Origin of the sequence: Neolewinella lacunae (genome assembly GCF_014349155.1) — a bacterium.
GTDB classification, from domain to species: Bacteria; Bacteroidota; Bacteroidia; order Chitinophagales; family Saprospiraceae; genus Neolewinella; species Neolewinella lacunae.
In genome coordinates, this window is the sequence record NZ_JACSIT010000141.1 from 216,497 (window position 1) to 241,493 (window position 24,997).

Genomic DNA, 24,997 nt, shown 5'->3' on the forward strand with positions numbered 1-24,997 from the left:
GACGTAACAGCGTCCCGCCCCGGAACTCCGCTCATTTGCGGGAAAATTGGCGAACAGCTCCCTTTTTGGCCTTCACAAAATGGTTTTCAATTTTCGTTGCCGGCCCATCGCCAAAAGCTTTATATTTAGGCATCATTTTTCCTTCGTCCGTATGACGTCATACGGGATATTTTTCATGAGAGACGTAGGCTGGATCACCTGCTGCCAAAGCGGGTGATCCGGTTTTTTTGTCCCCGACCTTTTTCTCCTTTCGTACAATTTTACCGCTATGACTCCTTCCCTCAGCCGTCGCACCTGGCTTCGTAAAGCAGCCCTGGCCGGTGCCGGCCTGGCTGCCGCGCCCACCATTGCCCTCAACGCCAGCCCCGGGTTGGTGGCTCCGAACAGTGTACGGGAGATTATGCCCTCGCTGCAGTGGGAGAAGGCGCACGTTGCCGCCTTGCCGCAACTCAAAGCGCGTCTGCTGGCCAACGAAAACCCCTGGGGCCCCAGCCCCAACGCCCGCCTGGCCATCATGGAGGCCGCAAAAGGGGGCAACCGCTACCAGCACGAGGCTTCCGCCCAGCTCAAAACCATGGTGGCGAAGTTCGAAGGCGTTTCTGAAGACCACATCCTGCTGGCCCCGGGCTCCTCTGACGTACTCGAAAAAATGGCCATCCTGCACTTCATGCGCGGTGGCAACCTGGTGGCGGCAGACCCCGCCTACATGTCCCTCATCGTCACGGCCATGAGCATGCAGGCAGAGTGGAAGAAAGTTCGCCTGACGGATTCCTGGGCCCACGACCTCGAGGGCATGGCCAAGGCCGTTGATAAGGACACTAAGCTGGTCTACATCTGCAATCCCAACAACCCCACGGGCACGCTGACGCCAGCGGATGAACTGCGGAGCTTCTGCCGCAACATCGCCTCCGAACAAACCACCGTCTTCGTCGATGAGGCCTACCTCGAATTCCTGCCCAACCCGAAGGAACAGACCATGGTGCCCCTCATCAAGGAAGGCAAAAACGTGGTCGTTGCCCGCACCTTCAGCAAAGTCCACGGCATGGCCGGCCTGCGCATCGGCTACGGCGTAATGCTGCCCGGCATGGTCGAAAAAATTGAGGCCATCTGGCGGAGCAATATGAGCCTCTGCAAAACCAGCGTTATGGGCGCCATGGCGAGCATGGAAGACCACGACTTCCAGGCCAAGAGCATCGCCGCTACCGCCGCCGCCCGGGAGCAAACGGCGGCCGGACTCAAGAAACTGGGTTTCCATTACGTGCCCTCCCTCACCAGCTTCATGATTTTCCCCATTGCCATGGAAGGTAAATCTTTCCTGGATGCCATGTTCGCCAAGGGCGTCGGCGTGCGGGTCTTCAACGTTTTTGGTAAAGACTACTGCCGGGTCAGTATGGGCACCCCGGAAGAAATGGACCTTTTCCTGACGGCGCTGGAAGAAGTACTGGTATAGCCTATGCACCCCGCGCTGGAAAAAACCCTGGTCTTTTTGCTGCTCATCGCGGCCGGTTACTTCCTGCAACGGAAGATCGACGGCAAGCGCGAGCTGGCGGGCATCAAAGTGCTCATCCTGTCGGTGATTCTTCCGGCCACCATCTTCGTCGCCCTCCTGCAGGTAAGTATTGAGCGGGAATTGCTCTGGCTGCCCATCCTCGCACTGGCCCTCAACGCAGCACTTTATTTTGCCAGCCAGTGGGCCTTGCCCCACCTGGGTTTCGGGCGGGGTACGGCAGAAAACCGCACGATGCGCCTGCTGCTCCCTTCTTTGGCCCCGGGCCTGAGTTGTTTTCCTTTTTTGCTGGAGTACCTCGGGGAGGAATCCCTGGCGCTGGCCGCACTGGCCGACGTGGGAAACAAGGTTTTTGTCCTCATCGTCCTCTACCTCCTGGCCATGCACTGGTACGCCGCGCGCCACCGCTCCGCAGGGGAGACTACGGCGGGCAGCAAACGGGCCAAGCTCAAAGACCTGGCGCTGGCCCTGCTGCGGGAACCCGTAAACCTGGTCATTCTGCTGGCCCTGGGGATGCTGACCTGGGGGCTTGACATCAACGCGCTGCCCGCTTTCCTGGAAAACACCGCCACCCGCCTGGCGGCCCTGATGACGCCCATCGTTTTGCTCTTCATCGGGATGGCCATCCGCTTTGAGCGGCGCGAAATGGCCTTGATCGTCCGGGCCCTGGCCTTCCGGGCGGGCGTAGCTTTGCTGCTCAGCGCGGGCTTGCTCTACCTGGGTCCGGGCCTGCCGCCGGCCCTGGCATTGTTGGTGGTGGTTTTTCCGCAGTCTGCAGTAAGTTTCTGGCCCTTTGCCCACCTTTCGGCGGTGGAAGGACTGGGGAAAGATGGCTCAGCGGGGGTGTTTGCGCCCGATCTGGCGCTCAACGTACTGGCCTGTTCGCTGCCCTTTTCTACTGTCGTCATTCTGGGTATCCTTTCCTGTGGGAATTTTTTCGCCCAGCCCGGTTCGGCGGCTGTCCTGGGCCTGGCGTTACTGGCCCTGCCCATGTTCTACGCCTGGCGGCGGGCCCGGGTGGTGCCCCGGCCAAGCCCCGGGTGGAAAGCCGAGGCTATCCGCGAAGAGTGGCAGGAGGTGAAGGTCTGAGGAAAGGGTAAAGGCGGAGCCCGCTAGTAAATTCGCCGGATTTCTTTTTGCAGCAGGCCCTCAATCGCTTCGTAAACGCGGTGGGGCTTTTGGGGCCGCCAGGTCAGGTCGTTGAGGAAGCTCCCGAAGTGAAGGTAGCCTTCCAGCCGGGTGTCTTCGAGTTCATCGACTACGTGCTGGTGGGTATTGAGCAGGGCAATCCAGCCGCCGTCGTAGCGTACCTCCTCGACCCATTCTTCGTAGTAGTCCGTGTCGCCGCCGTGGAAGTTGAGGACGCCCTCCATGATGAGGATGAAGCGCCGGATTCCCTCGCTGATCAACGGGTCAATCACTTCGCGTTTCAGGTGCATCGAGTCGTTGTGCACCGCATCGTTCCATTCGCCAATCAGTTCGATGATGGCGTACTGCTCCTCGTAATCGAGGTAGAGGATTTTGAGGTAGAGGGTTTCGGCACCGAATTCGTCCCACTGCGGATGAATCAGGTAGTTGTACACGCGGTTGTTGAAGCCAAACTCGTTGTACTGGCGGCCAAAAAAGGGAGAGAGCTGGTCGTCTTCGGCGCGGTAACGCTCCCGCCAGCCAAAGTGTGGCTCGATGTCGTGCATCGTTTTCGGTTTGATTCCTACTATAATTCTCCGGGGCCTTCGATTGTTCCCGGCGGAAAAGCGGGAATTTCAGGAGAAAATCTGGCGGGGCAGTGGGCGCGGCCGCAGGTGCAAGGAAGGTCGCGCCGAACAGCAAACGAGGGACTGGGGAGAGGGCCTAAACCTAGGCGGTCTAATCTAATGGGTTTAACCCGTGCGCGCTTTAGGGGCCTGGACCGCCTAGGTTGAGACCCTCTGGGTCGATCCAGCTAATCACGGTGCCCCCCTAGGTTGAGACCCACTGTGTCGATCCAGCTAAGTACATTGGCGTATTCTCCTACGACCCCGAGGGTCTCGACCTATTAAGCGCTTGAGCCTCCCCGGTTGGCCAAAGTGAGTACGGCTGCGGCCTGGCTAATTAGACAGCCTAGGCCTAAACCCCGTTGCCTTTCCTTGCTCCTTATCCAATCTCCCCCCATCGGGGGGGCGGGGGGGAGCACCTGCGGCCGCGCAAAAAAAGGACGAAATTACCGGCTGACCAGGCTGCGCTTGATGTCGCGAACCAGCCCGGGGCCAGCGTAAACCATGCCGCTGTAGACCTGGATGAGCCGGGCGCCGGCGGCGAGTTTTTCCTGGGCGGCGGCGGGACCATCGATGCCCCCTACGCCAATGATGTCGAGCTGCCGGCCGCTGTTTTCGTAGAGGTAACGAATCACCCCGGTGGAGCGTTGGCGCACCGGCGCGCCGCTCAATCCTCCGGCACCGATGGCCGCTACGGTGGTGGCGGCGGTTTGGAGGGGCTCCCGGGCGATGGTGGTGTTGGTGGCGATGATGCCCGCAATGCCGGTGTCGGCCACAATCTGGAGAATGTCGTCGAGCTGACCTTCCGTCAGGTCGGGCGCAATTTTCAGGAGGATGGGCTTACGCTGCCAGAGCGTGCCGGGCTGCCCCAGGGGAGCCTGGGCCACGACGCCGGGCCGGGCCAACTGCTCGTTTCTTTCCTGAAGGGTGGTGAGCAGCGCGGTGAGGGGCGCGCGGTCCTGCAATTCCCGCAAATTGGGCGTGTTCGGGGAACTGACGTTGACGACGAAATAGTCGACCAGCGCAAAGAGCCGCTCGAAGCAGTGGAGGTAATCGGCCGTGGCCGCTTCATTCGGGGTGTCTTTGTTCTTGCCGATGTTGCCGCCCAGGATGGTCTGTCCGGGCCGGCCCTGCTCCGCCAGCCGCCGGGCCAGGGCGTCTACGCCTTCGTTGTTGAAGCCCATACGGTTGATGAGGGCGCGGTCCAGGGGCAGCCGGAAAAGCCTAGGCTGCGGGTTTCCAACCTGGGGGCGCGGTGTCACGGTGCCCAGTTCCAGAAAGCCGAAGCCCAGGCTGGCCATGTTGCGGTAGTACTTGCCGTCTTTATCAAAGCCCGCCGCCAAACCCACCGGGTTGGCAAAAGGCAAGCCAAAAACCTCCCGGTGCAGCGCCGGATCAGTAAAGCGGTAGGTAGAGCGGAAGACTTGCCCCAGGCCGGGCGTAGCCAGTGTAGCGGCCAGGCCCCGCACCGTCAGGTGGTGGGCCCGCTCGGGCTCAAGACGAAACAAAAGGGGCTTGAGGACTTGGTACATGCGGCCATAAGTTTGGGCAAAGGTAGGGCAAGCGCCTCACGAAACGGGTGGGCAGAAAAAAGCCCGACCGCGAAGCGGTCAGGCACAAACAATCATAATCTCATGAAAAAAAAAGACGACCTAAAATTCTTGGCGTGGCGCAGAGCCACCTTTATTTTACGTAACATCCTAACGCTCAGTCAGGTTGTATTAGTTTACCGAAGGAGCAATTTCCCGGTTCCGAGGAGGTAACCACCGCCACTTACCTCGTAGAAGTAGGCACCTGCGGCGAGGTTGGGACGGTTGAAGTCCGTTTGGTCACCCCGGAACTGCTTCTGGAAGACCTTGCGGCCCGTCGCATCGAAGAGTTGGAAGCGGAGCTCCGTGTGGAGTTTATCCCAGCCCTTGATGCTTACCGTTGTAAGCTCACCCATGGGGTTGGGATTTACGTTTATGATAACACCGTTTGCCGTGGGTAAATTGCGTTGGGAGGAGATCAGGCAATTGCTTTCGAAGAGATCCTCACAGCCTACCACGTGGCGTACTTCCTGAGAAAGCACCGGTGATTCGTAGTCAAAATAAACGGCGGCACGATTTCTGATTACGGTACCCGTTGTAGTATTCGGTTTTTGGGATAGTCGGTATGAGACATAGCCCTGTCGGGTAACCGCGTCAGCTTCCCCCGTGCCGCCGCCTGAAAATATTCGGATTGAATCAAACGTGATCTTAAGGATACCGCCCTGGTAGAGGACAAAATCATAGGGATGACTCGCGGCACCCATTTCGAGACTATTGAAGTCCAATTGCTCGGGCAGGGTATCGCGGATGACCACGCGTTCAAAGGAGTCGTTGTTGGGTAGCTCAAAGAATACCGTGTATTCAATGTCTGTTTTTGGGATAATGATCGAGTCTTGATAGCCTCGGGGATAGGCTGTCAGTTGTAAAGCGGCTCCTTCTTCGAGCGCAACGACTTCTTGGGTTAAAATGTCAATGTAAAGGTCTCCGTCGTTATCGGAGAACTGGGCTACGTAGCCCGTAGAGAACCCGTTGGAACTCTCCGTTTGGCAACCCTCCACCACTGCGGTGGGGAAGAGGTTGCCGGGGTGCCCGGCCGATTGCTCGGCGATCAGGCGGTAGGTACTCACATCGCCGTCGGGCAATGGAATGTCAATTTCAATCGACTCCGTCGCTTCCAGCATGAAGTTTCCGCGCTGGTTGAGAATGATGTCTTCTACGACGACGTACCCGTTGGTTTGCGTCATCGGGTTGCTCCCGACGTTGGTGATGGTGAAGGACACGCCTTCGATCCGGTCACAACGGCTGGTAACAACGATGCTGGATCCGTCCCAGTCCGGACTGGCCGGGGCGCAGTTCAGAATGGGGAAGATGGTCGCCATGCTGCTCAGGGCCTGCCCGGCGCGGACCTCGCTGCAAGCGACGCGGGCCATGACGGTGATCCTTCCTTCGTCCCCCGGGGCCAGGTCCCCGAGGTTGAACACCAGGGTTTGGCCAGTCTGGCTTTCCGGTGCCACGGAGGCGGAGAGGAAAGTCAGGTGGGCATCGAGTTGCAGTTCGATGCTGGCACCGGTGGCGACGTCCGATCCTCCGTTGCCGAAGTTGATCGTCATTTGCTGGTTTTCGCACTGGATGGCCGGGGTGGCGCTCAGGGCTACTTCGAGCAGCGGGCAGTCAATGGCGGGCTGGAGGGCGAAGTCATTGAAGCTACTGTCGTAGGGCTCCGTCAGGTCAACCGCGATGGGATCGGGGTTGCAGAGGTCCCAGCGATCGTTCTTCCGCAGCAGACTCACCTGGTATACGCCACGGTCTACCCGCAAGTCGTAATTTCCCAGTGAATCCGTGCTACCGAAGAAGGTAGCCGTTTCGCTTTCCGCCTGGATGAGCCAGCCCGTCAGTCCGAGATCACCGGCTGCGTAGGGTGCGCAGTCGTTGTTCGCCGGGTGGTAGACCTTACCGCGGAGGTAGTTGGTCTGGTGGCTGCCCAGATCGTCGGTCTTGAACAACGTCATGTCGTTGAAGGAGACGAAAGAGCGGCTACTGAAGGCGGCCAGAGCGTACCCTCCATCGAGGGTGGGTGCCAGGTCTTCGCCGATGTCCGTCGAAGTGGCATTGCCCAGGCGGCGTTGCCAGATCGGTTGGCCATCGGAGGCGTTGACCTTAAGCATTAGTACGTCAAAGTTTGCGGCACTGGGGGTGGTTTGACCGACGGCGACCAGGTTTTGGCCATTGTCTTCTTCGATCACGCCGAGCAATTCGTCGTCGAATTGCGAAGCATCCAGTTCGCGGTACCAGAGCAGCTCTCCGTTGAGGTCTGCCTTGCCGATGAGGGCTTGGTTAAAGTTGTTCGTAGAGCCGACAAAAACCAGGTTGTTGTCGGTCGTGCGAATGATGTCTTCAATTTGTTCGTTGTCCGTTGGCGTCCCGATCACTTTGCTCCACAGAGGAGCGCCGGTAGCGGAGATGCCGTAGAGGGCGATGTCATTATCTACCCCCCGGTCGTCTTCCACGTTGGCTCCGATGACGAAGCCTCCGTTGGGGTTGACTACCGCGCCGATGCCTTCGTTGTTGCGGCCTTCCCCGAAGGTGGTGCTCCACAACTGGTTGCCTTCTTCATCAATGCGGATGAGCAGGATTTCCTTCAGGCCGCTGGCGTCTTTTTCGCGGTACCCGGTCAGGAGGTATCCACCTTCCGGAACCCGGACGATCTGCGTGCAGCGCTCGTCCCGACCAGCTTCGCCGTAGTGCCGGGAGAATTGGAGATCGCCGCGGCGGCTGAGTTTGATCAGGAAGGTTTCCTCCGAAGCAGTAGGCGTTTCCTGGCGGAAGCCGAGAACGAAGTAGCCTCCGTCTTGCGTCTGGATGACGTCTTGCCCTTGCTCGATGAAACCATCGTCGTAAGTGCGGGACCACATGATGGTGCCGTCGACGTCGGTACGGACTACGAAAATGTCAAAGTCGTTGTCGTCACCCAACTCTCCCTGCGAACTGCCGATCTCGATGTAACCGTGATCTTTGGTTTGCAGGATGGCCCGACCGAAGTCGTCTTTGGGGCCGCCCAACGATTTTTCAAAACCTTGTGCTCCTACCGGAAAGAAGAGGCACGCCAAGACCAGGGCCAGGGTCGCGCGGCGACACTGACGACCAATGGTCATAACCGTAAGTCGCTCTTTCATTGTTGGAGAATTATGGCCGCTATCCGTTGATTGCAATGCAAAGGTGGGGCCGGAAAACCCGCACGCAAAAGACACAATCGCCCAATTGTTGAAAAAAAAGTATGTTTTTAGCCACTCCATGCTTAACTATGTGCCGTTATGTATCAGGTAAACACTTGGTTCCTGGCGAAAGTCACCGTTTCAAAAAGTGTTGAAATTTATGGCCGATACCGTTGAAAAAAATCCGCTAATTTATTTGTACCGCTCCCTGGAAAAGGCCGACTCCCGCCGTTTGGGCAAGTGGCTCGATAGCCCGATCCACAACCAGCGCGACGACGTCCGGGCCCTCCACGCCTACCTGGTAGGTGCCGATGGGCGCCTTCAGAAAACGAATGCCCTGAGCAAAACGCGCATCTGGAAGCGGCTATTTCCGCAGGAGGACTTCGACGATGCCCGCCTGCGGCAGACTTTCCACTGGGCCCTCAAAGCTACCGAATCCTTCCTGGCCTACGAACGTTGGCGCGAGGCCCCGATCAATGAACAACTGGCCCTGATCAGTTCGCTGCGCACCTACCAGGACCCCAGCCACATTGAACGGGCCCTGAAAAAGGCCGACCAGCTCCAGGAACAAGACCGCCTGAAAAACGAAACCTTTTACCGCAACCAATACCAACTGGAACTGGAACGCGACGAATACCGCTCCTACCACAAACTCCTGGATAAGCCTAACTTCCAGCAAATTGCCGATAACCTCGACCTGGCCTACCTCATCGAAAAGCTCAAGGTGAGCTGTAACATCCTTTACCAAAGGCGAATGTACCGGCAGGAGTTCAGTCTCAACTTCCTCCCCGAGGTCATCAGCCGGGTAGAAGCCTACGACCTGAAGGCCTACCCCACGCTGGCCATCTATTATTACGTCTACCGGGGCCTCACCGAAGAGGACGTCCGGGGCACCCACACCACCCTGCTCCGCGATACCCTGGCGGAACACGAGCAACTGTTGAGTAAGCCCGACCTCCGCTACGTCATCCTCATGGCCATCAACCTCTGCATCACCCACATGAACCAGGGCCACGAAGCCTACGCCCGGGAGGCTTTCGAGTGGTACAAACTCGGGCTACACCAGGACGTGATCGCCGAAAATGGCCTCCTCACCCGTACCACCTACCTCAACATCGTCTCCAATGCCATCAAGTTGCGGGAATACGCCTGGACGGAAGACTTCATCCAGCGCTATACCCACCAGTTGGAGGACGACATCCGCGAAAACACCGAGCGTTTCGCCCGCGCCCGCCTGGGCTACGAGCAAAAGGACTACGACACGGTAATGCCCCTGTTGGTACAGGTGGATTTTAAGCACCCGGTCTATAACCTGCTGGCCAAGACGCTTCTGCTCAAAATCTATTACGAACTGGAAGAATTCGATGCGCTCGAAAGCCAGGTAGACAGCATGATCACTTACATCCGCCGCAAAAAGCTCTCCGACCTGCACCGCGATAACTTCACCAACGTGGCCCGCCTGGTCCGCCAACTCAGCCGCATTCCGCCGCGCGACCAGGGGAAACTCCAGGAACTCATCCAGAAGATCGAGCAAACTACCCCGCTAAACGATAAGCAGTGGCTACTTGAGCAGGCCCGCAGCTTACAATCCTGATGCACTACTTCTTCCGGAAGAAAATGCTGATCGGCACGCCCGAAAATTCGAAGTTGGCGCGGATCTGGTTTTCCAGGTAGTTCTTGTAGCTGTCGTTGATGTGCTGCGGGTGGTTGCAGTAAAAGGCGAAGGCGGGGTAGGCCAGCGGCAACTGCACCACGTACTTGATGCTGATTTCCTTACCGCGGTAGTTCGGTGGGCTGTAGCGTTCCATGGCTGCCTGCATCACGTCGTTGAGCTGGGAGGTAGGGATGCGGCGGGTGCGGTTTTCGTACACCTGCATGGTGGCGTCAACCACCTTCATGATGCGCTGTTTTTCGAGCACGCTCATAAAAATGATGGGCAAGTCGTTGAATGGGGCAAAGCGTTCCCGCACCTTCAGTTCATAATCCCGGGCCGTGTTGGTCTCCTTATCGAGGACCAAATCCCACTTATTGATGGCCACCACGATGCCTTTGTTCCGCTTCTGGGCGATGCGGAAGATGGCCAGGTCCTGCCCTTCCACACCGTCGGTGGCGTCGACGATGAGCACCACTACGTCAGACTCCTCAATGGCCCGGATGGCGCGCATGACGGAGTAAAACTCGAGGTTCTCGTACACTTTGGCCTTTTTGCGGATGCCGGCGGTATCAATGAGCATGAACTCGCGTTCGTACTTATTGTAGTGGGAATGGATGCTGTCCCGCGTAGTCCCGGCAATGTCGGTGACGATGTTTCTTTCCTCGCCGAGCAGGGCGTTGATGAAGCTCGACTTGCCGGCGTTGGGCTGCCCGACGACGGCTACGTGGGGAATCGTCCGCTCCGGTTCTTCGCGATTCTCGACGTGTTCTACCACCGCGTCCAGCAATTCGCCCGTGCCGGAGCCCGTTACGGATGACAGGAAGAAGGTTTCTTCGAAGCCCAGAGACCAGAATTCGTTGGCCTCCAGCTGTCGGGTATGGTTATCGACCTTATTAACGGCCAGCACTACGGGCTTTTTGGCGCGGCGCAGCAGGTGGGCCACTTGCTCGTCCAGGTCGGTAAGGCCCGTCGAAACGTCCACCATAAACAGGATCACGGTAGCTTCGTCGATGGCGATCTGTACCTGGTCGCGGATGGCCGCCTCGAAGACGTCTTCGCTGTTGCGGACGAACCCTCCGGTGTCCACCACCGCAAACTCCTTCCCGTTCCAGTTGGATTGGCCGTACTGCCGGTCGCGGGTAACACCGCTGACGTTGTCCACGATGCTCTGCTTTTCCCCGATCAGGCGGTTAAAAAGCGTTGATTTTCCTACGTTGGGCCGGCCCACGATTGCGACGATGTCCATTACTTAGCTGCTTATCACGTTGTAAACCTGTTCCGCGCGGAACGGGTTGTAAACCGCAAAGGTAGCAAAAGGCCGGTCGGGGCGCGTACGCAGGTGCTCCCCCCCGGCCCCCCGAAGGGGGGAGTAGGGATAGCGAGCAATGGCCGAAAGAAACTAAAGCCTTCCACTGCACTGTTTACCCCTACCGGCGCGGACCAAAAACACTTGGCCATGCCTGATAAAAAGTAGTCCTTTGCACCCATGTCCAGTTATTTAGCCAGCCTACGGGACCTGTTTCGCGAAAACCCTTACCAATATCTCCTGGTCACGGCCTGGCGCTACGCCGAGGGGATGCGCCTCCGCTACCTGCTTATCTACGCCATGTTTCTGGGGGTGAACCTGCTGGTATCCTTGCCGCCAGTCGTGTACGGTCTCTACATCAATTTCTTGCAGAAGGGGGAGGGAGACCCCATCCAGGGTTCCATCCTGTACGTAGTGGTGTACGTGGGCATCATCTTTGCCTTCTGGGCTTTGCAGTGGCCCGCCCGCCTGCTGGAGCGGAGAATGGCCTTCGACATCAGCCAGCGCCTGCTGCTGGAGAGCTACGATAAGATCATCCACCTGCCGCTGGCCTGGCACCGCGAGCACCACAGTGGGGACACCATCAACCGCGCCCGCCGCGCCTACGAGGCCCTGAAGAACTTCTTCGACAACGGCTTTGCGTATTTCCAGACGATTGCCCGGATGGTGATCTCCATCGGGGCCATCATGGTGTTCAGCCCCCTGTTCGGGGCCATTGCCGCGCTGGCGGGACTGGTCGTGTTGTTCACCGTCCTGGCCTTTGATGAGCCCATCATTGAAGCCAACAAGGAAACCAACGACCGCGAGAACGACCTCATGGCGGGTCTTTCCGATAACCTGGGCAACATCATCACCGTCACGACCCTCCGCCTGGGGCGGCGCACCGCCGAGGCCATCCGCCAGCGCCTGGACAACATCTGGCCGCCGTTCCTGCGCAACACGAAGATCAACGAGTTCAAGTGGTTTACCGTGACGGTGCTCGTGGGCTTTATGTACGCCATCCTGGTGGTCGGCTACGTCTACCAAAACTACGTACCGGGCGAAGTTTTTCTGGTGGGCGGGCTGGTGACCCTGATCGGTTACGTCACCCAGTTCTCGAACATGCTGAGCAGTTTGACGGCCCAGTACAACCAGGTCATTAAGTTCCGTTCCGACCTGGCGGCCATCGAGCCCTTGTACGCCGACCACGCCGCCCTGGCCCGCCCCAGCGTCAAAGGCCCGCTCATTACCGACTGGCAGCGCCTCAGCGTTGATGGCCTGACGTTTCGCTACACCGAAGAAAGCCCGGGTATTGAAAACGTGCACCTCAACCTCGACCGCGGCAAACGCATCGCCCTCATCGGCCCCAGTGGCAGCGGTAAAACGACCACGCTCTACACCCTGCGCGGCCTCTACCCGCCCGAAAAAATCCACCTCACTTTTCAGTCCGCCGAAAGCACCCTGCGCTACCCCGAAGGCAGCCAGCTCTTCGGGCAAACCACCCTCATTCCCCAAAGCCCCGAGGTGTTTGAAGAAAGCCTGCGCAACAACCTGACCATGGGCCTGGAGCGCAGCCGCGAGGAGCTGGAGCGGGCCATCCACGTTTCGGTGTTGGAAGACGTCATCCAGCAAGCCGAAAAGGGGCTGGATACCTTCCTGGCCGAGGGTGGGGCCAACCTCAGCGGCGGCCAGCGCCAGCGCCTCAGCATCGCCCGCGGCATCCTGGCGGCCGATACCTCTACGCTGCTCCTGCTCGACGAGCCCACCAGTAGCCTCGACCCCAAGACCGAGATCCTGGTATACGAGCGCCTCTTCGCCGAATTTCCCGACAAAACGATCGTCTCTACCCTCCACCGCCTGCACCTGCTGCGCCTGTTCGACCACATCTACTACCTCGAAGAAGGCAGCATCGTGGCCGAGGGTACGCTGGCCGAGCTCCTGACCGCCTCCGAAGGCTTCCGCGCCCTCTACGCCGGGCAGGTGGGCACGAAGTAAAAGCGGTCCGGCGGCCGGCCTAAACCATTCCCCACCAAGCACGTTGCCCTTATCATGAGCGAAAAAAACGCCGGTACGCTGCCGCCCCAGCCCGCCGAGGACCCCACCGCTGAGCGCCGCAAGGAAGACCACATTGAACTGGCCTTCCGCTCCCAGGTAGAAGCCCTGGGCCTCGACCCCCGTTTCGATTACGAACCCCTGCTTGCCGCCCACCCTGCGCCCGGCTCCCTCACCCCCGTTTCCTTCGGGCAAAAGCAACTCCGCGCCCCCCTCTGGGTGAGCAGCATGACCGGCGGTACGGAAAAAGCCTTCGTCATCAACCACAACCTGGCCCGGGCCTGCGCGGAGTTTGGCCTGGGCATGGGCCTCGGCTCCTGCCGTCCTTTGCTGTACGGCCACGAGCGGCTGCGGGACTTCGACGTGCGGCCCATCACGGGCGACGACGTGCCCCTGTACGCCAACCTGGGCGTTGCGCAGATCCAGGACTTGCTTGACGCGGGCCGCGCTGGTGAGATCCAGCAGTTGGTTGAAGCCCTGCGGGTGGATGGCCTCATCGTCCACGTCAACCCTCTCCAGGAAGCCTTACAGCCGGAGGGCGACCGTTTCAGGGTCAGTCCGCTGGCCACCATCGAAGCCTTGCTAGCTGCGCTGCCGGAGTTGGCGGTGATCGTCAAGGAAGTCGGCCAGGGCATGGGTCCGGCCAGCCTGCGCGCGCTCCTGCGTTTGCCCCTGCTGGCCATCGATACGGCGGCGGGCGGCGGCACCAACTTCAGTAAACTCGAACTGTTCCGCAGCGACGACCTCGACCGGGAGGCCTTCGGTCCGCTCACCCGCGTGGGGCATACGGCGGCGGAAATGGTCCAGACGGTCAATGCCCTTCTGGCGGAAAGCAGTACTGGGGCGCGGCCGCAGGTGCAGTGTAAGTCGCTGATCGTCAGCGGAGGCGTGGCCAACTTCCTGGATGGTTACTACCTGACGAAGCAGTCGACCTTGCTGGCCATCTACGGCCAGGCTTCGGCTTTCCTGCGTTACGCCCGCGAAGATTACCCGACCCTGCGGCGCTACGTAGCGAGCCAGGTGCGCGGTCTTGAGCTGGCGGAGGCTTACCTTCGTCCCCGGTTTTAACAAATGCGACCGCCCGTGGCCCCCAACAACAAGCAGATCGACGGCTTCAGCCGCCTGACGAAAGCCGAGCGCCGGCAGTGGCTGCTGGAAAACTTCCTGCCCGCCGCGCAGGCCGGCGTTTTGCCCGCCTTCGACGCGGCGAACGTCGGCTGGCAGGGCGTGCTGGATAAGTTCAGCGAGAATACGGTCGCCAACTTCCCCTTGCCCTTCGGCGTGGCCCCCAACTTTGTGGTCAATGGCCGGACCTACGCCGTACCGATGGTCATCGAAGAAAGCAGCGTAGTGGCGGCGGCCAGTGCAGCGGCCAAGTACTGGATGACCCGCGGCGGCTTCCGGGCGGAGGTGTTGGCCAGTGAGAAACTGGGGCAGCTCCACTTTCGCTGGAGTGGCCGGCCGGAACGACGGGCATCGCTTTTGTCCGGTCTCTGCACCCGCGTCAGCGCCCAAACCGACCACCTCACCGCACGGATGGAAGAACGGGGCGGGGGCGTGCGCGGCCTGACCTGGAAGCACCTGCCCGAGGTGGCTCCCGACTGCTACCAACTGCTGGTGCGCTTTGGCACGGCCGATAGCATGGGGGCCAACTTCATAAACACGATTCTGGAAGCTTACGGCCGCGCCCTGGAAAGCTGGGCCGCCGAATGCCCGGAGCTGGCCGACGACGAACGCGATCTGGAGGTGATCATGGCCATTTTGAGCAACCATACCCCGAACTGTGTGGTGCGGGCCTGGGTGAGTTGCCCGATTGAGCAGATGAACATCCCCGGCAGCGGGGTTGATGCGGCAGATTTTGCGCGGCGCTTTCAGTACGCCGTGGAGATTGCGCGGCAGGACCCCTACCGCGCCGTTACCCACAACAAAGGCATCATGAACGGCGTCGACGCCGTGGTATTGGCAACGGGCAATGACTTCCGGGCCATCGAAGCGGCCACCCATGCCTTCGCCGCCCAGGATGGGCAGTACCGGGGCCTGAGCCGTTGCCGGGTGGTTGACGGACACTTCCACTTTGAGCTGACGCTGCCCCTGGCCATCGGCACGGTGGGCGGCCTGACGCGGCTGCATCCCATGGCCAGCGTGGCGCTCGACCTGCTGGGGCAGCCCACCGCCGAAGAGCTGATGTGCGTGATGGCGGCCGCCGGATTGGCCCAGAATTTTGCCGCCCTGCGCAGCCTCGTCACCACCGGCATCCAGCGCGGCCACATGAAGATGCACCTGCAAAACATCCTCTCCTCCCTGGCCGCCACCGAGGCCGAACGCCGCGCCGCCGAAGCGTTTTTTGCCGGGCAGACGGTGAGCCACTTTGGGGTACGGAGTTTTTTGGAGGGGCTGCGGGGGTGAGGGGATTCTCCCGCTTTTTGGGGAGAAAATTAGGTAAAGTGCTTTTCAGGGCATAAATTTAGCAGCCTTAACAACTCCATTGCGATGAAATTCCTGCCCTGTTTTCTGCTCCTGGCCATTGGCCTGTTTGCCTGCACCAAAGACGGTGACCTTTTTACGGACAGCTCCCCAACGGAAATCCCCGCCGACGACTTTTCTGCCCGCACGGTTGAATTTCCCGGCAAAATCCCCGCCGATGCTTACGTGAATACGCTGATGATGAGTGGTACGGCTACCTGGCAGGACTACGATGCGTACTACCGCCTGGAAGTTTCTAAGCTTGCGGGGGAACACTATTACGATAACCTCCAGTGGTTAACCCTGACGCAAACGGTGCTGCACCCCCAGTTCATGAGCGGAGCCGATGCCGCTACGAAGGATTTCTATATCCAGGAAATGATGGGCCGCCACTTCATCAATGAGGCGAAAGTAGCAGAAGTGTTGTTGGGGGATTTGCTGGAGCGCGGCGCGACAACTTCCGAAGTAGCTCGCCTGGCCCGGGAAGTAATAGCGATAAACAAAGAGTACCTTACGGAGGATAATTACAAACAGTACGAGGAGCGAAATCAACCAAGCATTTCTCAGGTTTTGCTGCTGGGCTATACCCGCTGGGGGCAATTGAAGTAGCCGTATTCCCGGGGCAATTAACCAAACATTCACACCAACACCGTTGTCCAGCCCGGCCGGAGGCGCGACCTTGGGCCGATGCGAACACTCCTTTGGTTTTCCCTCGTTTTCGCGGCCCTTTTGACTTACGGCAGTTGCGGCCCCAGCAACCCACCGGGGCATTACGAGGTAGCGCTCGCGGACAGCATCTTCAACACGGGCGTCAGCTACGGGCAGATCTCCTGGGGGCTGGCGGATACGACTGCCTGGGACAGCATCCTGGCCGCCAAAGACACCCTGGTGGAAGACGGCAATTACACCAAGCTGCGCAGCCAGGGCATTTGGTACGAAGTCTGGAAAGGACAGGACGGCCGCTTGCGGGCCAACCAGCCCTACCCCGGCTGGGAGCGCCGCTACGACACCATCCCCCACCACCGCAACATCCTGCGGTTGCTCGATAACGAACGGGTGGAGGTAGACATCCACGCGGCCGACGTCACCTTCGGCAGCGATTCCTTCCGTATTGGCATCATCCAGGTGCTGGGGCGGGCCTTCGAGTGGCAGCAATTTCCCGTGGCCCACCCCGACTACCTGATCCTGACGACTTACGGCAACGCCGTCGTTCCCATCGTGATGGACCAAGACAACGTAGGCCCCATTACCCGCAAGACCGTTTTCCGGGTGGGCCGGAACAGCTATGTGCTGAAAAGCGTGGCCGAAGACCGCAGTAAAATCGTGGTGGAGGCGCTGCCCTCAGCCCGGGATCTCCCGCTGGCCGCTGAACTCGACCTCTATTTCCGCAAGGTTCCCGTGACTGACCTGGAGGGCAACGCCAGCAGCATCGGCCACCAGCCGGACAAAGAGCTGGTGATTTACTTCTGGGGCCTGGGGAGTAAACGGGGGGAAGACGTGCGTAAAGTGGACAGTCTCTACCGGCAACTGCCCGCCGCCGAACGGGATAAACTCGACGTGGTTTTTGTCAATCACGTCGATACCCCGGAGTCCATCCGCACTTTCGTGGCGGCCAATGACATTGCCTTGCCCGTGTACAAATCCACGGCCAAGACCTGCCTGCGGCTCAATTGCCACCCCTACCTGCCCTATTACGTGGGGGTAAAGCGGACGGGGCGGATCAGTACTTACTATGGGTTTCCGCAGTGGTTGGAGGTGCGGTTGGGGGGGACTGGTGGAGCGGTGAGTGCGGGGGCATCTCAATAATTAAAGCCAGCCGGGATTATCCCCTAGCTTAGGCCTACCGATAGTTCAAAGCTACCGTATTCGGGGATGGAATGCGCACTCATCCTTTGCTTTGAATCATTTGATCAACTAAAACCGTTATCTTTATGAAACTACCAATGTATCACCACAATCCTCTCCAAATGACTACCGTAGAAATGCGTCAGCGCTGCCACGACATGATCGACCAGATCGAGGACGAGCGTTTCTTGAAGGTTTTGCTCGACTTGATGAAATCCATCGAGCGCAATTTTGGTGACCCGGTTATCGGCTACGAAGCAGACGGCACGGCGGTAAAAGCCAGTGTTGCTAAAGCCCAGTTTGCTGAAGACCTGAGCAAACCCGAAGCGTTCATGACCGTGGAAGACTTCGAGCGCGAAATGGAAACGAAGGTCATCGCATGAAGCAGTATAAAGTCCTGCTGACACCGCGCGCGCGTGCTAGCATCAATGAGATCGTAAGTGACTTACGTGAGGCGGTCTCTGCCGATTATGCAACCAAAGTCCGTAAGGAAATCCTGGCGACCATCAAGAGTCTGAAGACTTTCCCGGAAGCCCACCAATCCTTCGACGAACTGAACGATGGAAACCATGAGTACCGTCGCGCCCTTACCTTGCGCTATAAGATCGTATTCACCATCAATGAGGAAATTCTGGAAGTCGTAGTCGTTCAAGTCTACGACCAGCGGCGCGGCCAGGACTGGATCCAGGAGAATGTATAATTGCCCACCTATTCGTTCGGCCGCTCCAGTCGTTTACCCTCAATAATCAAAAGCCAACCGCTCACTCGGGTACTCAAACAGGTTTTCTTCTTTGATCAGGCGAGCGGCTTTTTCGGGCACCATTTTTTCCCAGCCGTCTTCGCCGGATTTGATCATGGCCAGCACTTTGGCCGAGTAGATGTGCAGGTGTTCGGGGTGGAAGTGGGTGATGTCAACGATCTGCCCACTATCCAGCAAGTGGCGGTAGAGGAATTTGACGCCTTCGGGGATGGGCACGTTGTGGGCCGTCATCAGGTCGGCCGAGCCTTCCTGCTGGGCGGGGTAGATGTAGAGCTTGACGTTGCGGGTGAAGATTTCCCCGAAGGCGGCCAGCAGGCGGCCATCCTGGTTATCGCGGTACTTATCGCTGATCATCTGCAGCAGATCGTGGACGCCCATGACGATGCCCACCGGTGCCACGCGGTAGAGGCTGAGGTACTCAATGAGGTCGCCGTAGCGGTGGTAATTGGAAAGGGCAACGGTTTGGCCCATGGCGTTGAGCAGCCGGGCGCGGTGCAGAAAATCCCGCTCGTTGAGTTCGGCGCTGTGCTGGAGGTTATCCAGCGTCAGCTCCGTCAGCAGGAAACTCGTGGCGGGGTCAATGCCTTCTGACTCGCGGAACTGCTGGTAGCCCGCCTTGAGCATGTCTTCGTTCACCAGCGTGATGGGGCGGAAGCTGCCGCGGACGACCATGATCGATTTACGGTACAGGAATTCGCTGGGGTGGATGCTGCGTCCGCGGGGGTCGAACATCGTGATGTCCGTCAGGCCGTGCTTCACCAGCCAGAGGCTGAGCAGACGGTTGTCTACGGGAAAATCCGGCCCTTCAAGTACAATCATATCGATGGCCACGCGCCCTTTCAGGCCATCGAGCAGGCTGAGCACCAGGGTTTCTGGGTCTTGCTGGTAATGAAAAGCAGCGTAGATCATGTTGACGCCGAGGATGCCGATGGCCTGCTGCTGGAGCTGGTTGTCGTTATCAAGCATCCGCACGTGCAGCAGCAGATCGTTGTGGCGATCGGCGGCGGAGTCGAGCTGGAAGCGCAGGCCCAGCCAGCCGTTGCCGCGAATGGTGCGGCTGTAATTGATGGCGGCAACGGTATCGGCGAAGACAAAAAACGTAGAGTCGGGCCGGTCGTGGCGCAGGCGGTCGACCATCAGATTGTACTCGTGATCGAGCATACGGTGGATGCGGCTTTCGCACACGTAGCGTCCGCTGGGTTCCACGCCGTAAATCTGGTCGGAGTACACCTTATCGTAAGCGCTCATCGTCTTCGCTATCGTCCCGGCCGCCGCCCCCACCTGAAAAAAGTAGCGGGCCACTTCCTGCCCGGCCCCGATCTCGGCGAAGGTGCCGTAAATCTTGGGGTTCAGGTTTATTTCCAGGGCTTTTTGGTCCGTTTCGAGGAGCTGTCTTGCTGGCATGCTGTGCGTTTTTTTGGGGGCGCTGGCGCAGGTGCAAGGTACGGCTTTTGGGAGCAATGGGGGGGGAGGCGGACTGATTCTACCTCGGTCAATAATCTTTTCTCGAGGCTGTCCATCTAAGTGTATCTCCAAATAACCAACTAACGAAATCGTCGGGTTCCTCCCGACGCTACGCTGGCCCCTCCACCGCGGGTAAGAGCTTCGTGCCCCCTCCTTCTTAGTCCATCTTCGTGGTCTTAGTGGTTCAAAACGCATCTGCGCAGCAGAGCGCCTTCTTTACTCCATTCCCCCATTACACCTTTACTCCCTTTACCCCCGTACTCCGTACCTTGCACCTCACCATGTTGCGCCTGCTCCGTCCCAAACCCGCCCTTGCTGAGGTCAGCGATGCTGAGCTGCTGGATCGTTTCCAGCGGAGTGGCGAAGCTAACGACCTCCTGCCCCTGTACGAGCGGCACGCGGAGCTGATCTACGCCGTGGCCCTCCGCTACCTGGGCAGCCCCCAGCGGGCCGAAGACGCGGGCATGGAAATCTGGGCCTTGCTGCTGGAAAAACTCCCGAGCCACCGGGTGAGCAACTTCCGCTCGTGGCTCCACACCACCGTGCGCAACCACTGCCTGATGCAACTGCGCAAAGAAAAGCGCGACCCCCTGCAGCAGACCGACGACGAGTTTGTGCAATCCGACCGCCTGCTGCATCTAAGTACCGCCAACGAAACGGAGGAACCGGGGGAAGACACCCGGGCCCTCTACCACTGCCTCAAAAAACTGAAGGAAGAACAACGCCGTTGCGTCCAGCTGTTTTACCTACGCGAAGGCGAAAGCTACCAGAGCATCGCCGAAGCGCTGGCCCTGAACGTGGGGCAAGTCCGCTCGCACCTGCAAAACGGACGCCGGAATCTCAAAATTTGCCTGGAAGGGCAAGACAACGCCAAAGAATAAGTGCCACTCCGCCATCTCTCCACCGCCGAACTGCTGCGCCGCTACCTCAACGGTGCGCTCACCGCCCCTGAGGAGGCCGAGCTGGAGCGGCGTGCCCGGGAAGATGACGCTACCGCCGAGGCCCTGCAAGGACTGCGGCAGCACCCCGCCGAAGACCACCTGGTCCGCACCCAACGCCTGAAGCTTGCCGCCCGCGCCGCTGCCAGCAACCAAGCCGTAGCCGAAAAAAAGAAACGCCCGCTGGTCTTTTACCTGAGCGCGGCCGCAGCCGTTCTCTTGCTCGTCACCGCCATCTTCTTGCTGCCGCGCTGGACGGACGAAGGCTCCGCCGACCTCGCCCTGCGCAACGCCCCGGAAGCGGCACCAGCAACGGAAGACGCCGAAGCGGACGCCCCGCTGGAAGACCCGGAAGCAACGGAAATGGCTCCCGCAGCGGAAAGCCTCGCGCTGGAAGCGGAAAGCCCCTCCGCCACAAGGGAGCCCGCCGCACGGGAGGCCCCGCCGTCCCCCGCTCCTGCGTCCAATACCCCGCTCCTGCGTCCGCGCCCTGCGGAATCGGTTGCCGCACCACCGCCGCCGCCGCCCCCAACCCTTCAGTCGCCCGCATCCCCACCAGGAGGCAGGACCGAGAAACGTGCACCGGCCAGGGACCCGGAGCGGACCGCCCCGGCACCAGTAACCGCCGCTCCCGCCCGCGCTGATGCCCCCCTGCGCGCCCGGACCCAGGCCGCCCCCGCGCCCGCCCCAATGGAAGAGGTAGCCGCTACCAGCGCGCCCAGCGCCAAGCTCCTGGAAGGCCGCATCACCAGCGAAGACGGCCAACCCATTGCCAACGCCCTGGTGCGCCTGCCCGGCCTGCCCCTGGGCGAACGCACCGATACCAACGGCATTTTTCGCCTGGAAGTAGACGCCGTAGCCTCCGTCCTGGAGATTTCTCACCCCGAGTACGAAGCGGAGCAACTGGACCTCAACTCCAGCGACGAAGACCTTCAGATCAGCCTGGAGAAAAAACAGCAGAGCAGCCAGCAAGCACCCGAAGTAGCCTGGGGCGTTACCAAAGTGCCCGTAGACCAGGGGCCCGGCCTGGCCATCCCGGAAGAGGGCTACCAGGCCCTGCGGCAGCGCATTGAGGCCAACCGCCCGGCGGACGTCCCGCCGGGAAAGGTGAAACTCAGCTTCCTGGTGCACCCCGATGGCCGCCTGAGCAACTTCGTTTTCCGAGGTCGCCCCAGCCAGGCGACCATGGACTACGTAGGCGGCACCATCGCCAGAACCTCCATCTGGGAGGTGCTGCGTAGTGATGATCCGGTGCGGGTGTATTTTAAGGTGGTCCTGAAGTGAAGGGATGAAGGGTTGAATAAGCTACCGCACGGGATAGACGGGACATTTGCTGGCGGTGCAATCGCCTTGGGGCGGTCCCGCATTTGCTGACTTGTTGCCTACGGCGTTCACTGCTGGACTGGCCCTGCCACCCGGGGCGGTACGGCAGCCTGTTTCGTGCGGCAGCCTGTTAAGTGCGGCAGCTTATTCAATTATTCAACCCTTCGATTATTCAACCCTTCAACCCTTACTCCTCGTTGGTCCGTCTCCCACCAGGCTCCGTCGGTATAAACTGGCCGTAAGTCTGCCTGGTTTTTTCATGCCGGGCGCAACCGCTATCTTGCACGCCTTATGACGTACGAGAATTTTACGACCAAAGCCCAGGAGGCCATCATCCAGGCCCAGAAGATTGCCCAGGAAATGAACCAGCAGCAGGTGGATACGCCCCACCTGTTGGCGGGCATCATTACGGTGGACGAAAGTGTGGCCGACTTCATCTTCAACAAAGTGGGGGTGGATAGTGTGGCCGTCCGGCGGGAACTCAAGGAAACGCTCAAAGACTACCCCCGGGTCCAGGGCGCTACCAAGCAATTTCTGACCAACGACGCCAACCGCGCGCTCAGCCGGGCCAAGAAAATGCTGGTCGACTTCGGCGACCAATACATCAGCATCGAACTGATGATGCTCGGCATCATCCAGGGGGCCAGTGACAAGGGTGCGCGCATCCTGAAAGACCTGGGGGCCACCAACGACGGCATCCGCGGCGCCATCGAAGAACTGCGCAAGGGCAAGACCGTCAGCGACCCCGGTGCCGACAACACTTACAACCTGCTGGAGAAATTCACCATCAACCTCAATGAGCGGGCCGAAAACGGCAAGCTCGATCCCATCGTGGGCCGCGACGAGGAGATCCGCCGCCTGCTGCAAATCCTGAGCCGCCGCAAGAAAAACAACCCCCTGCTGATCGGCGAATCCGGAGTAGGCAAAACGGCCATCGTGGAGGGCATTGCCTGGCGGATCGTGAAGGGCGACGTGCCGGAAAGCCTGAAAGAGAAAAAGATTTTTGTGCTCGACATTGCCGGTATGCTGGCCGGGGCCAAGTACAAGGGCGACTTCGAAGAGCGCCTCAAAGGCATCATCACCGAAGTGGCGGGCAGCAATGGCCGCTACGTGTTGTTCATCGACGAGATCCACACCCTCATCGGGGCCGGCGGCGGCAACGGAGCGATGGACGCAGCCAACATCCTCAAGCCCGCCCTGGCGCGGGGAGACTTGCGCACCATTGGCGCAACGACGCTGGACGAATACCAGAAATACTTCGAAAAAGACAAGGCGCTCGTCCGGCGCTTCCAGACCGTCCGCGTAGAAGAGCCCAGTGTGGAAGATACCATCTCCATCCTCCGCGGTTTGCAGGAGCGCTACGAGGTGTACCACAAGATCGAGATCATGGACGAAGCCCTGGTGGCGGCCGCCGAATTGAGCCACCGCTACATCAGCGACCGCTTCCTGCCGGATAAAGCCATTGACCTGATGGACGAGGCTGCCTCCAGGCTCCGCCTGGAGCTGGACTCCGTCCCCGAAGAAATTGACGAGGCCGACCGCCGCGTCCGGCAACTCGAAATCGAACGCGAAGCCATCAAGCGGGAAAACAGCGCCCCGAAGCTGAAACTCATCGAAGAGCAGGTGGCCAACGCCCGCGAAAAACGGGACAGCCTGCGGGCCCGCTGGCGCAACGAAAAAGACCTGGTGGACAAAAGCCAGCTGCTCAAAAAGCAGATGGAAGAACTGGAGATGGAAGCGGCCAAAGCCGAGCGGGCCAGCGACTTCGAGACCGTCGCCAAAATCCGCTACGGACAGCTGGCCGACCTCCAGAAGCAGATCAACGCCGCCGATAAGGAACTGGAAAACCTGCCGGACGAAAAGCGATTTACCAACGAAGAAGTGACGGCCAACGACATCGCCGAGGTGGTGGGCCGTTGGACGGGGATCCCCGTCCAGCGCATGCTCCAGAGCGAGCGGGATAAGCTGCTGCGGCTCGAAGACGAGCTCCACAAGCGCCTGATTGGGCAGCACGAGGCCGTCCAGGCCGTCTCCGACGCCGTGCGCCGCAGCCGGGCCGGCCTGCAGGACGAGAACCGCCCCATCGGCTCCTTCATCTTCCTGGGGCCAACGGGCGTGGGCAAAACCGAACTGGCCAAGGCGCTGGCCGAAGTATTGTTCAACGACGAAAAAGCCATCACCCGCATCGACATGAGTGAGTACCAGGAACGGCACACCGTGAGCCGCCTGGTGGGGGCACCTCCCGGCTACGTAGGCTACGATGAAGGCGGACAACTGACCGAGGCCGTTCGCCAGCGGCCCTACTCCATCGTCCTGCTCGACGAGATTGAAAAGGCCCACCCCGATACCTTCAACATCCTGCTGCAGGTGCTCGACGATGGCCGGCTGACGGACAACCGCGGGCGGGTGGCCAACTTCAAAAACACCCTCATCATCATGACCTCCAACATGGGGGCGGATAAGATCCTGGAAAACTTTGAAGACCTCGCCAACGTCGGCGAAGCCCACCGCGCGGACATCATCGCCACGACGAAGGAGGAAGTCTTCGAAACCCTCAAGGAAGAACTGCGGCCGGAGTTCCTCAACCGCATTGATGAGCGGATCATGTTCCTGCCCCTCACGCTGGAGGAGACCAAGCAAATTGCCCGCCTGCTGCTCCGCAAAACCGAGAAGATGCTGGCGCGGCAGGGGATGGTTCTGAAGATCAGCGACCGCGCCCTGAACTGGCTGGCCGACCGCGGCTACGACCCCCAGTTCGGCGCCCGGCCCATGAAGCGCACCTTGCAGGCCGACCTGGCCGATGCGCTTTCCAAAGACCTCATCGCGGGCAACTTCCTGGCCGGCGATACGATCTACACCGACGTGGGCCCCAATGACAAACTGGCCTTTAGCAAAGAGCCATTTCCGCCCCAACAGGCCGCCGCCGAGGTAGACGAAGAAGCCGCCGCCCAGGCCCAGGCCGTCCTGGCCGAAAAGGCCAAAGCCGAAGCCCGCGAACAGGCTGAAGCCAAACCCGGCCGCAAACGCAGTCGCCGCGGCGGAGGCAACAAAGCCAAAACCCCGGAAGAAGAAGGCAGCGAGGAAGACGATGCCGAACCTGCTGACGACGACATGGCCGAACTCAAAAAAGCCACCCAGGAATTGCTCGACGCCACGGAGGAAGTAAAGGAGTAAAGGGTAAAGGAGCTGCCGCAAGGGATAGGCTCCGCGC

At 59.9% G+C, this 24,997-nt stretch carries 18 protein-coding genes; 13 read left to right on the forward strand and 5 right to left on the reverse strand.

The window, feature by feature from the left end; translation table 11 throughout:
* The first annotated feature begins 268 nt into the window (after nt 1–268).
* Entirely contained in the window at nt 269–1,450 is a 1,182-nt protein-coding gene (locus H9S92_RS16625) for a pyridoxal phosphate-dependent aminotransferase (protein ID WP_187467815.1), read from the forward strand.
* Between the two features lie 3 nt (nt 1,451–1,453).
* A complete protein-coding gene (locus H9S92_RS16630; RefSeq protein WP_187467816.1) occupies nt 1,454–2,596 on the forward strand; it encodes an AEC family transporter in 1,143 nt (380 codons plus the stop codon).
* 23 nt (nt 2,597–2,619) lie between these two features.
* Here H9S92_RS16630 and H9S92_RS16635 read toward each other — a convergent pair whose 3' ends face one another.
* The 3 genes from H9S92_RS16635 to H9S92_RS16645 form a co-directional block, all read right to left on the reverse strand.
* Nucleotides 2,620–3,201 carry a hypothetical protein gene (locus tag H9S92_RS16635; RefSeq protein WP_187467817.1) on the reverse strand — a complete coding sequence of 194 codons (582 nt, stop codon included), beginning with the start codon at nt 3,199–3,201 and terminating at the stop codon, nt 2,620–2,622.
* Nucleotides 3,202–3,707: 506 nt separating this feature from the next.
* Nucleotides 3,708–4,793 (reverse strand): quinone-dependent dihydroorotate dehydrogenase, encoded by a 1,086-nt coding sequence (locus H9S92_RS16640; protein WP_187467818.1) that lies wholly within the window; start codon nt 4,791–4,793, stop codon nt 3,708–3,710.
* A gap of 194 nt (nt 4,794–4,987) precedes the next feature.
* On the reverse strand, nt 4,988–7,963 hold the full coding sequence (locus tag H9S92_RS16645; RefSeq protein WP_187467819.1) for a DUF7619 domain-containing protein: 2,976 nt from the start codon (nt 7,961–7,963) through the stop codon (nt 4,988–4,990).
* Between the two features lie 199 nt (nt 7,964–8,162).
* Here H9S92_RS16645 and H9S92_RS16650 point away from each other — a divergent pair, with 199 nt between their 5' ends.
* On the forward strand, nt 8,163–9,596 hold the full coding sequence (locus tag H9S92_RS16650) for a hypothetical protein (protein WP_187467820.1): 1,434 nt from the start codon (nt 8,163–8,165) through the stop codon (nt 9,594–9,596).
* 4 nt (nt 9,597–9,600) lie between these two features.
* Here H9S92_RS16650 and der read toward each other — a convergent pair whose 3' ends face one another.
* The gene (gene der, locus H9S92_RS16655) at nt 9,601–10,902 is read right to left on the reverse strand and encodes a ribosome biogenesis GTPase Der (protein WP_187467821.1); all 1,302 of its coding nucleotides are present in this window, start codon (nt 10,900–10,902) and stop codon (nt 9,601–9,603) included.
* 240 nt (nt 10,903–11,142) lie between these two features.
* Here der and H9S92_RS16660 point away from each other — a divergent pair, with 240 nt between their 5' ends.
* The 7 genes from H9S92_RS16660 (at nt 11,143) to H9S92_RS16690 (ending at nt 18,001) form a co-directional block, all read left to right on the forward strand.
* On the forward strand, nt 11,143–12,936 hold the full coding sequence (locus H9S92_RS16660; RefSeq protein ID WP_187467822.1) for an ABC transporter ATP-binding protein: 1,794 nt from the start codon (nt 11,143–11,145) through the stop codon (nt 12,934–12,936).
* 54 nt (nt 12,937–12,990) lie between these two features.
* Nucleotides 12,991–14,061 carry a beta/alpha barrel domain-containing protein gene (locus tag H9S92_RS16665; RefSeq protein WP_187467823.1) on the forward strand — a complete coding sequence of 357 codons (1,071 nt, stop codon included), beginning with the start codon at nt 12,991–12,993 and terminating at the stop codon, nt 14,059–14,061.
* 3 nt (nt 14,062–14,064) lie between these two features.
* Nucleotides 14,065–15,399: a hydroxymethylglutaryl-CoA reductase gene (locus H9S92_RS16670; protein WP_187467824.1), complete on the forward strand. Its 1,335-nt coding sequence runs from the start codon at nt 14,065–14,067 to the stop codon at nt 15,397–15,399.
* Between the two features lie 84 nt (nt 15,400–15,483).
* A complete protein-coding gene (locus tag H9S92_RS16675; RefSeq protein WP_187467825.1) occupies nt 15,484–16,065 on the forward strand; it encodes a hypothetical protein in 582 nt (193 codons plus the stop codon).
* Nucleotides 16,066–16,143: 78 nt separating this feature from the next.
* Nucleotides 16,144–17,262: a hypothetical protein gene (locus tag H9S92_RS16680; RefSeq protein WP_187467826.1), complete on the forward strand. Its 1,119-nt coding sequence runs from the start codon at nt 16,144–16,146 to the stop codon at nt 17,260–17,262.
* A 161-nt stretch (nt 17,263–17,423) separates the two neighbouring features.
* Nucleotides 17,424–17,684, forward strand: coding sequence for a hypothetical protein (locus tag H9S92_RS16685; protein ID WP_187467827.1), 261 nt, complete (start codon nt 17,424–17,426; stop codon nt 17,682–17,684).
* Nucleotides 17,681–18,001 (forward strand): type II toxin-antitoxin system RelE/ParE family toxin, encoded by a 321-nt coding sequence (locus H9S92_RS16690; protein WP_187467828.1) that lies wholly within the window; start codon nt 17,681–17,683, stop codon nt 17,999–18,001. Before H9S92_RS16685 ends, H9S92_RS16690 begins: the two co-directional genes overlap by 4 nt.
* A gap of 39 nt (nt 18,002–18,040) precedes the next feature.
* Here H9S92_RS16690 and H9S92_RS16695 read toward each other — a convergent pair whose 3' ends face one another.
* Nucleotides 18,041–19,465, reverse strand: a complete 1,425-nt coding sequence (locus H9S92_RS16695) for a TonB-dependent receptor (RefSeq protein ID WP_187467829.1) — start codon at nt 19,463–19,465, stop codon at nt 18,041–18,043.
* 341 nt (nt 19,466–19,806) lie between these two features.
* Here H9S92_RS16695 and H9S92_RS16700 point away from each other — a divergent pair, with 341 nt between their 5' ends.
* The 3 genes from H9S92_RS16700 to H9S92_RS16710 all read left to right on the forward strand — a co-directional run bounded on the left by H9S92_RS16700 (nt 19,807) and on the right by H9S92_RS16710 (nt 24,960).
* Nucleotides 19,807–20,406, forward strand: coding sequence for an RNA polymerase sigma factor (locus H9S92_RS16700; RefSeq protein ID WP_187467830.1), 600 nt, complete (start codon nt 19,807–19,809; stop codon nt 20,404–20,406).
* Nucleotides 20,407–21,747 carry a carboxypeptidase-like regulatory domain-containing protein gene (locus tag H9S92_RS16705; RefSeq protein ID WP_187467831.1) on the forward strand — a complete coding sequence of 447 codons (1,341 nt, stop codon included), beginning with the start codon at nt 20,407–20,409 and terminating at the stop codon, nt 21,745–21,747. It begins immediately after the preceding gene.
* Nucleotides 21,748–22,077: 330 nt separating this feature from the next.
* Nucleotides 22,078–24,960: an ATP-dependent Clp protease ATP-binding subunit gene (locus H9S92_RS16710; RefSeq protein WP_187467832.1), complete on the forward strand. Its 2,883-nt coding sequence runs from the start codon at nt 22,078–22,080 to the stop codon at nt 24,958–24,960.
* Nucleotides 24,961–24,997: the final 37 nt, after the last annotated feature.

Excerpts from the sequence above, each read along its gene's own strand:
- H9S92_RS16625 (WP_187467815.1), top strand. The coding sequence starts at position 269 with ATGACTCCTTCCCTCAGCCGTCGCACCTGGCTTCGTAAAGCAGCCCTG.
- H9S92_RS16630 (WP_187467816.1), top strand. The coding sequence starts at position 1,454 with ATGCACCCCGCGCTGGAAAAAACCCTGGTCTTTTTGCTGCTCATCGCG.
- H9S92_RS16635 (WP_187467817.1), bottom strand. The coding sequence starts at position 3,201 with ATGCACGACATCGAGCCACACTTTGGCTGGCGGGAGCGTTACCGCGCC.
- H9S92_RS16640 (WP_187467818.1), bottom strand. The coding sequence starts at position 4,793 with ATGTACCAAGTCCTCAAGCCCCTTTTGTTTCGTCTTGAGCCCGAGCGG.
- H9S92_RS16645 (WP_187467819.1), bottom strand. The coding sequence starts at position 7,963 with ATGAAAGAGCGACTTACGGTTATGACCATTGGTCGTCAGTGTCGCCGC.
- H9S92_RS16650 (WP_187467820.1), top strand. The coding sequence starts at position 8,163 with ATGGCCGATACCGTTGAAAAAAATCCGCTAATTTATTTGTACCGCTCC.
- der (WP_187467821.1), bottom strand. The coding sequence starts at position 10,902 with ATGGACATCGTCGCAATCGTGGGCCGGCCCAACGTAGGAAAATCAACG.
- H9S92_RS16660 (WP_187467822.1), top strand. The coding sequence starts at position 11,143 with ATGTCCAGTTATTTAGCCAGCCTACGGGACCTGTTTCGCGAAAACCCT.
- H9S92_RS16665 (WP_187467823.1), top strand. The coding sequence starts at position 12,991 with ATGAGCGAAAAAAACGCCGGTACGCTGCCGCCCCAGCCCGCCGAGGAC.
- H9S92_RS16670 (WP_187467824.1), top strand. The coding sequence starts at position 14,065 with ATGCGACCGCCCGTGGCCCCCAACAACAAGCAGATCGACGGCTTCAGC.
- H9S92_RS16675 (WP_187467825.1), top strand. The coding sequence starts at position 15,484 with ATGAAATTCCTGCCCTGTTTTCTGCTCCTGGCCATTGGCCTGTTTGCC.
- H9S92_RS16680 (WP_187467826.1), top strand. The coding sequence starts at position 16,144 with ATGCGAACACTCCTTTGGTTTTCCCTCGTTTTCGCGGCCCTTTTGACT.
- H9S92_RS16685 (WP_187467827.1), top strand. The coding sequence starts at position 17,424 with ATGACTACCGTAGAAATGCGTCAGCGCTGCCACGACATGATCGACCAG.
- H9S92_RS16690 (WP_187467828.1), top strand. The coding sequence starts at position 17,681 with ATGAAGCAGTATAAAGTCCTGCTGACACCGCGCGCGCGTGCTAGCATC.
- H9S92_RS16695 (WP_187467829.1), bottom strand. The coding sequence starts at position 19,465 with ATGCCAGCAAGACAGCTCCTCGAAACGGACCAAAAAGCCCTGGAAATA.
- H9S92_RS16700 (WP_187467830.1), top strand. The coding sequence starts at position 19,807 with ATGTTGCGCCTGCTCCGTCCCAAACCCGCCCTTGCTGAGGTCAGCGAT.
- H9S92_RS16710 (WP_187467832.1), top strand. The coding sequence starts at position 22,078 with ATGACGTACGAGAATTTTACGACCAAAGCCCAGGAGGCCATCATCCAG.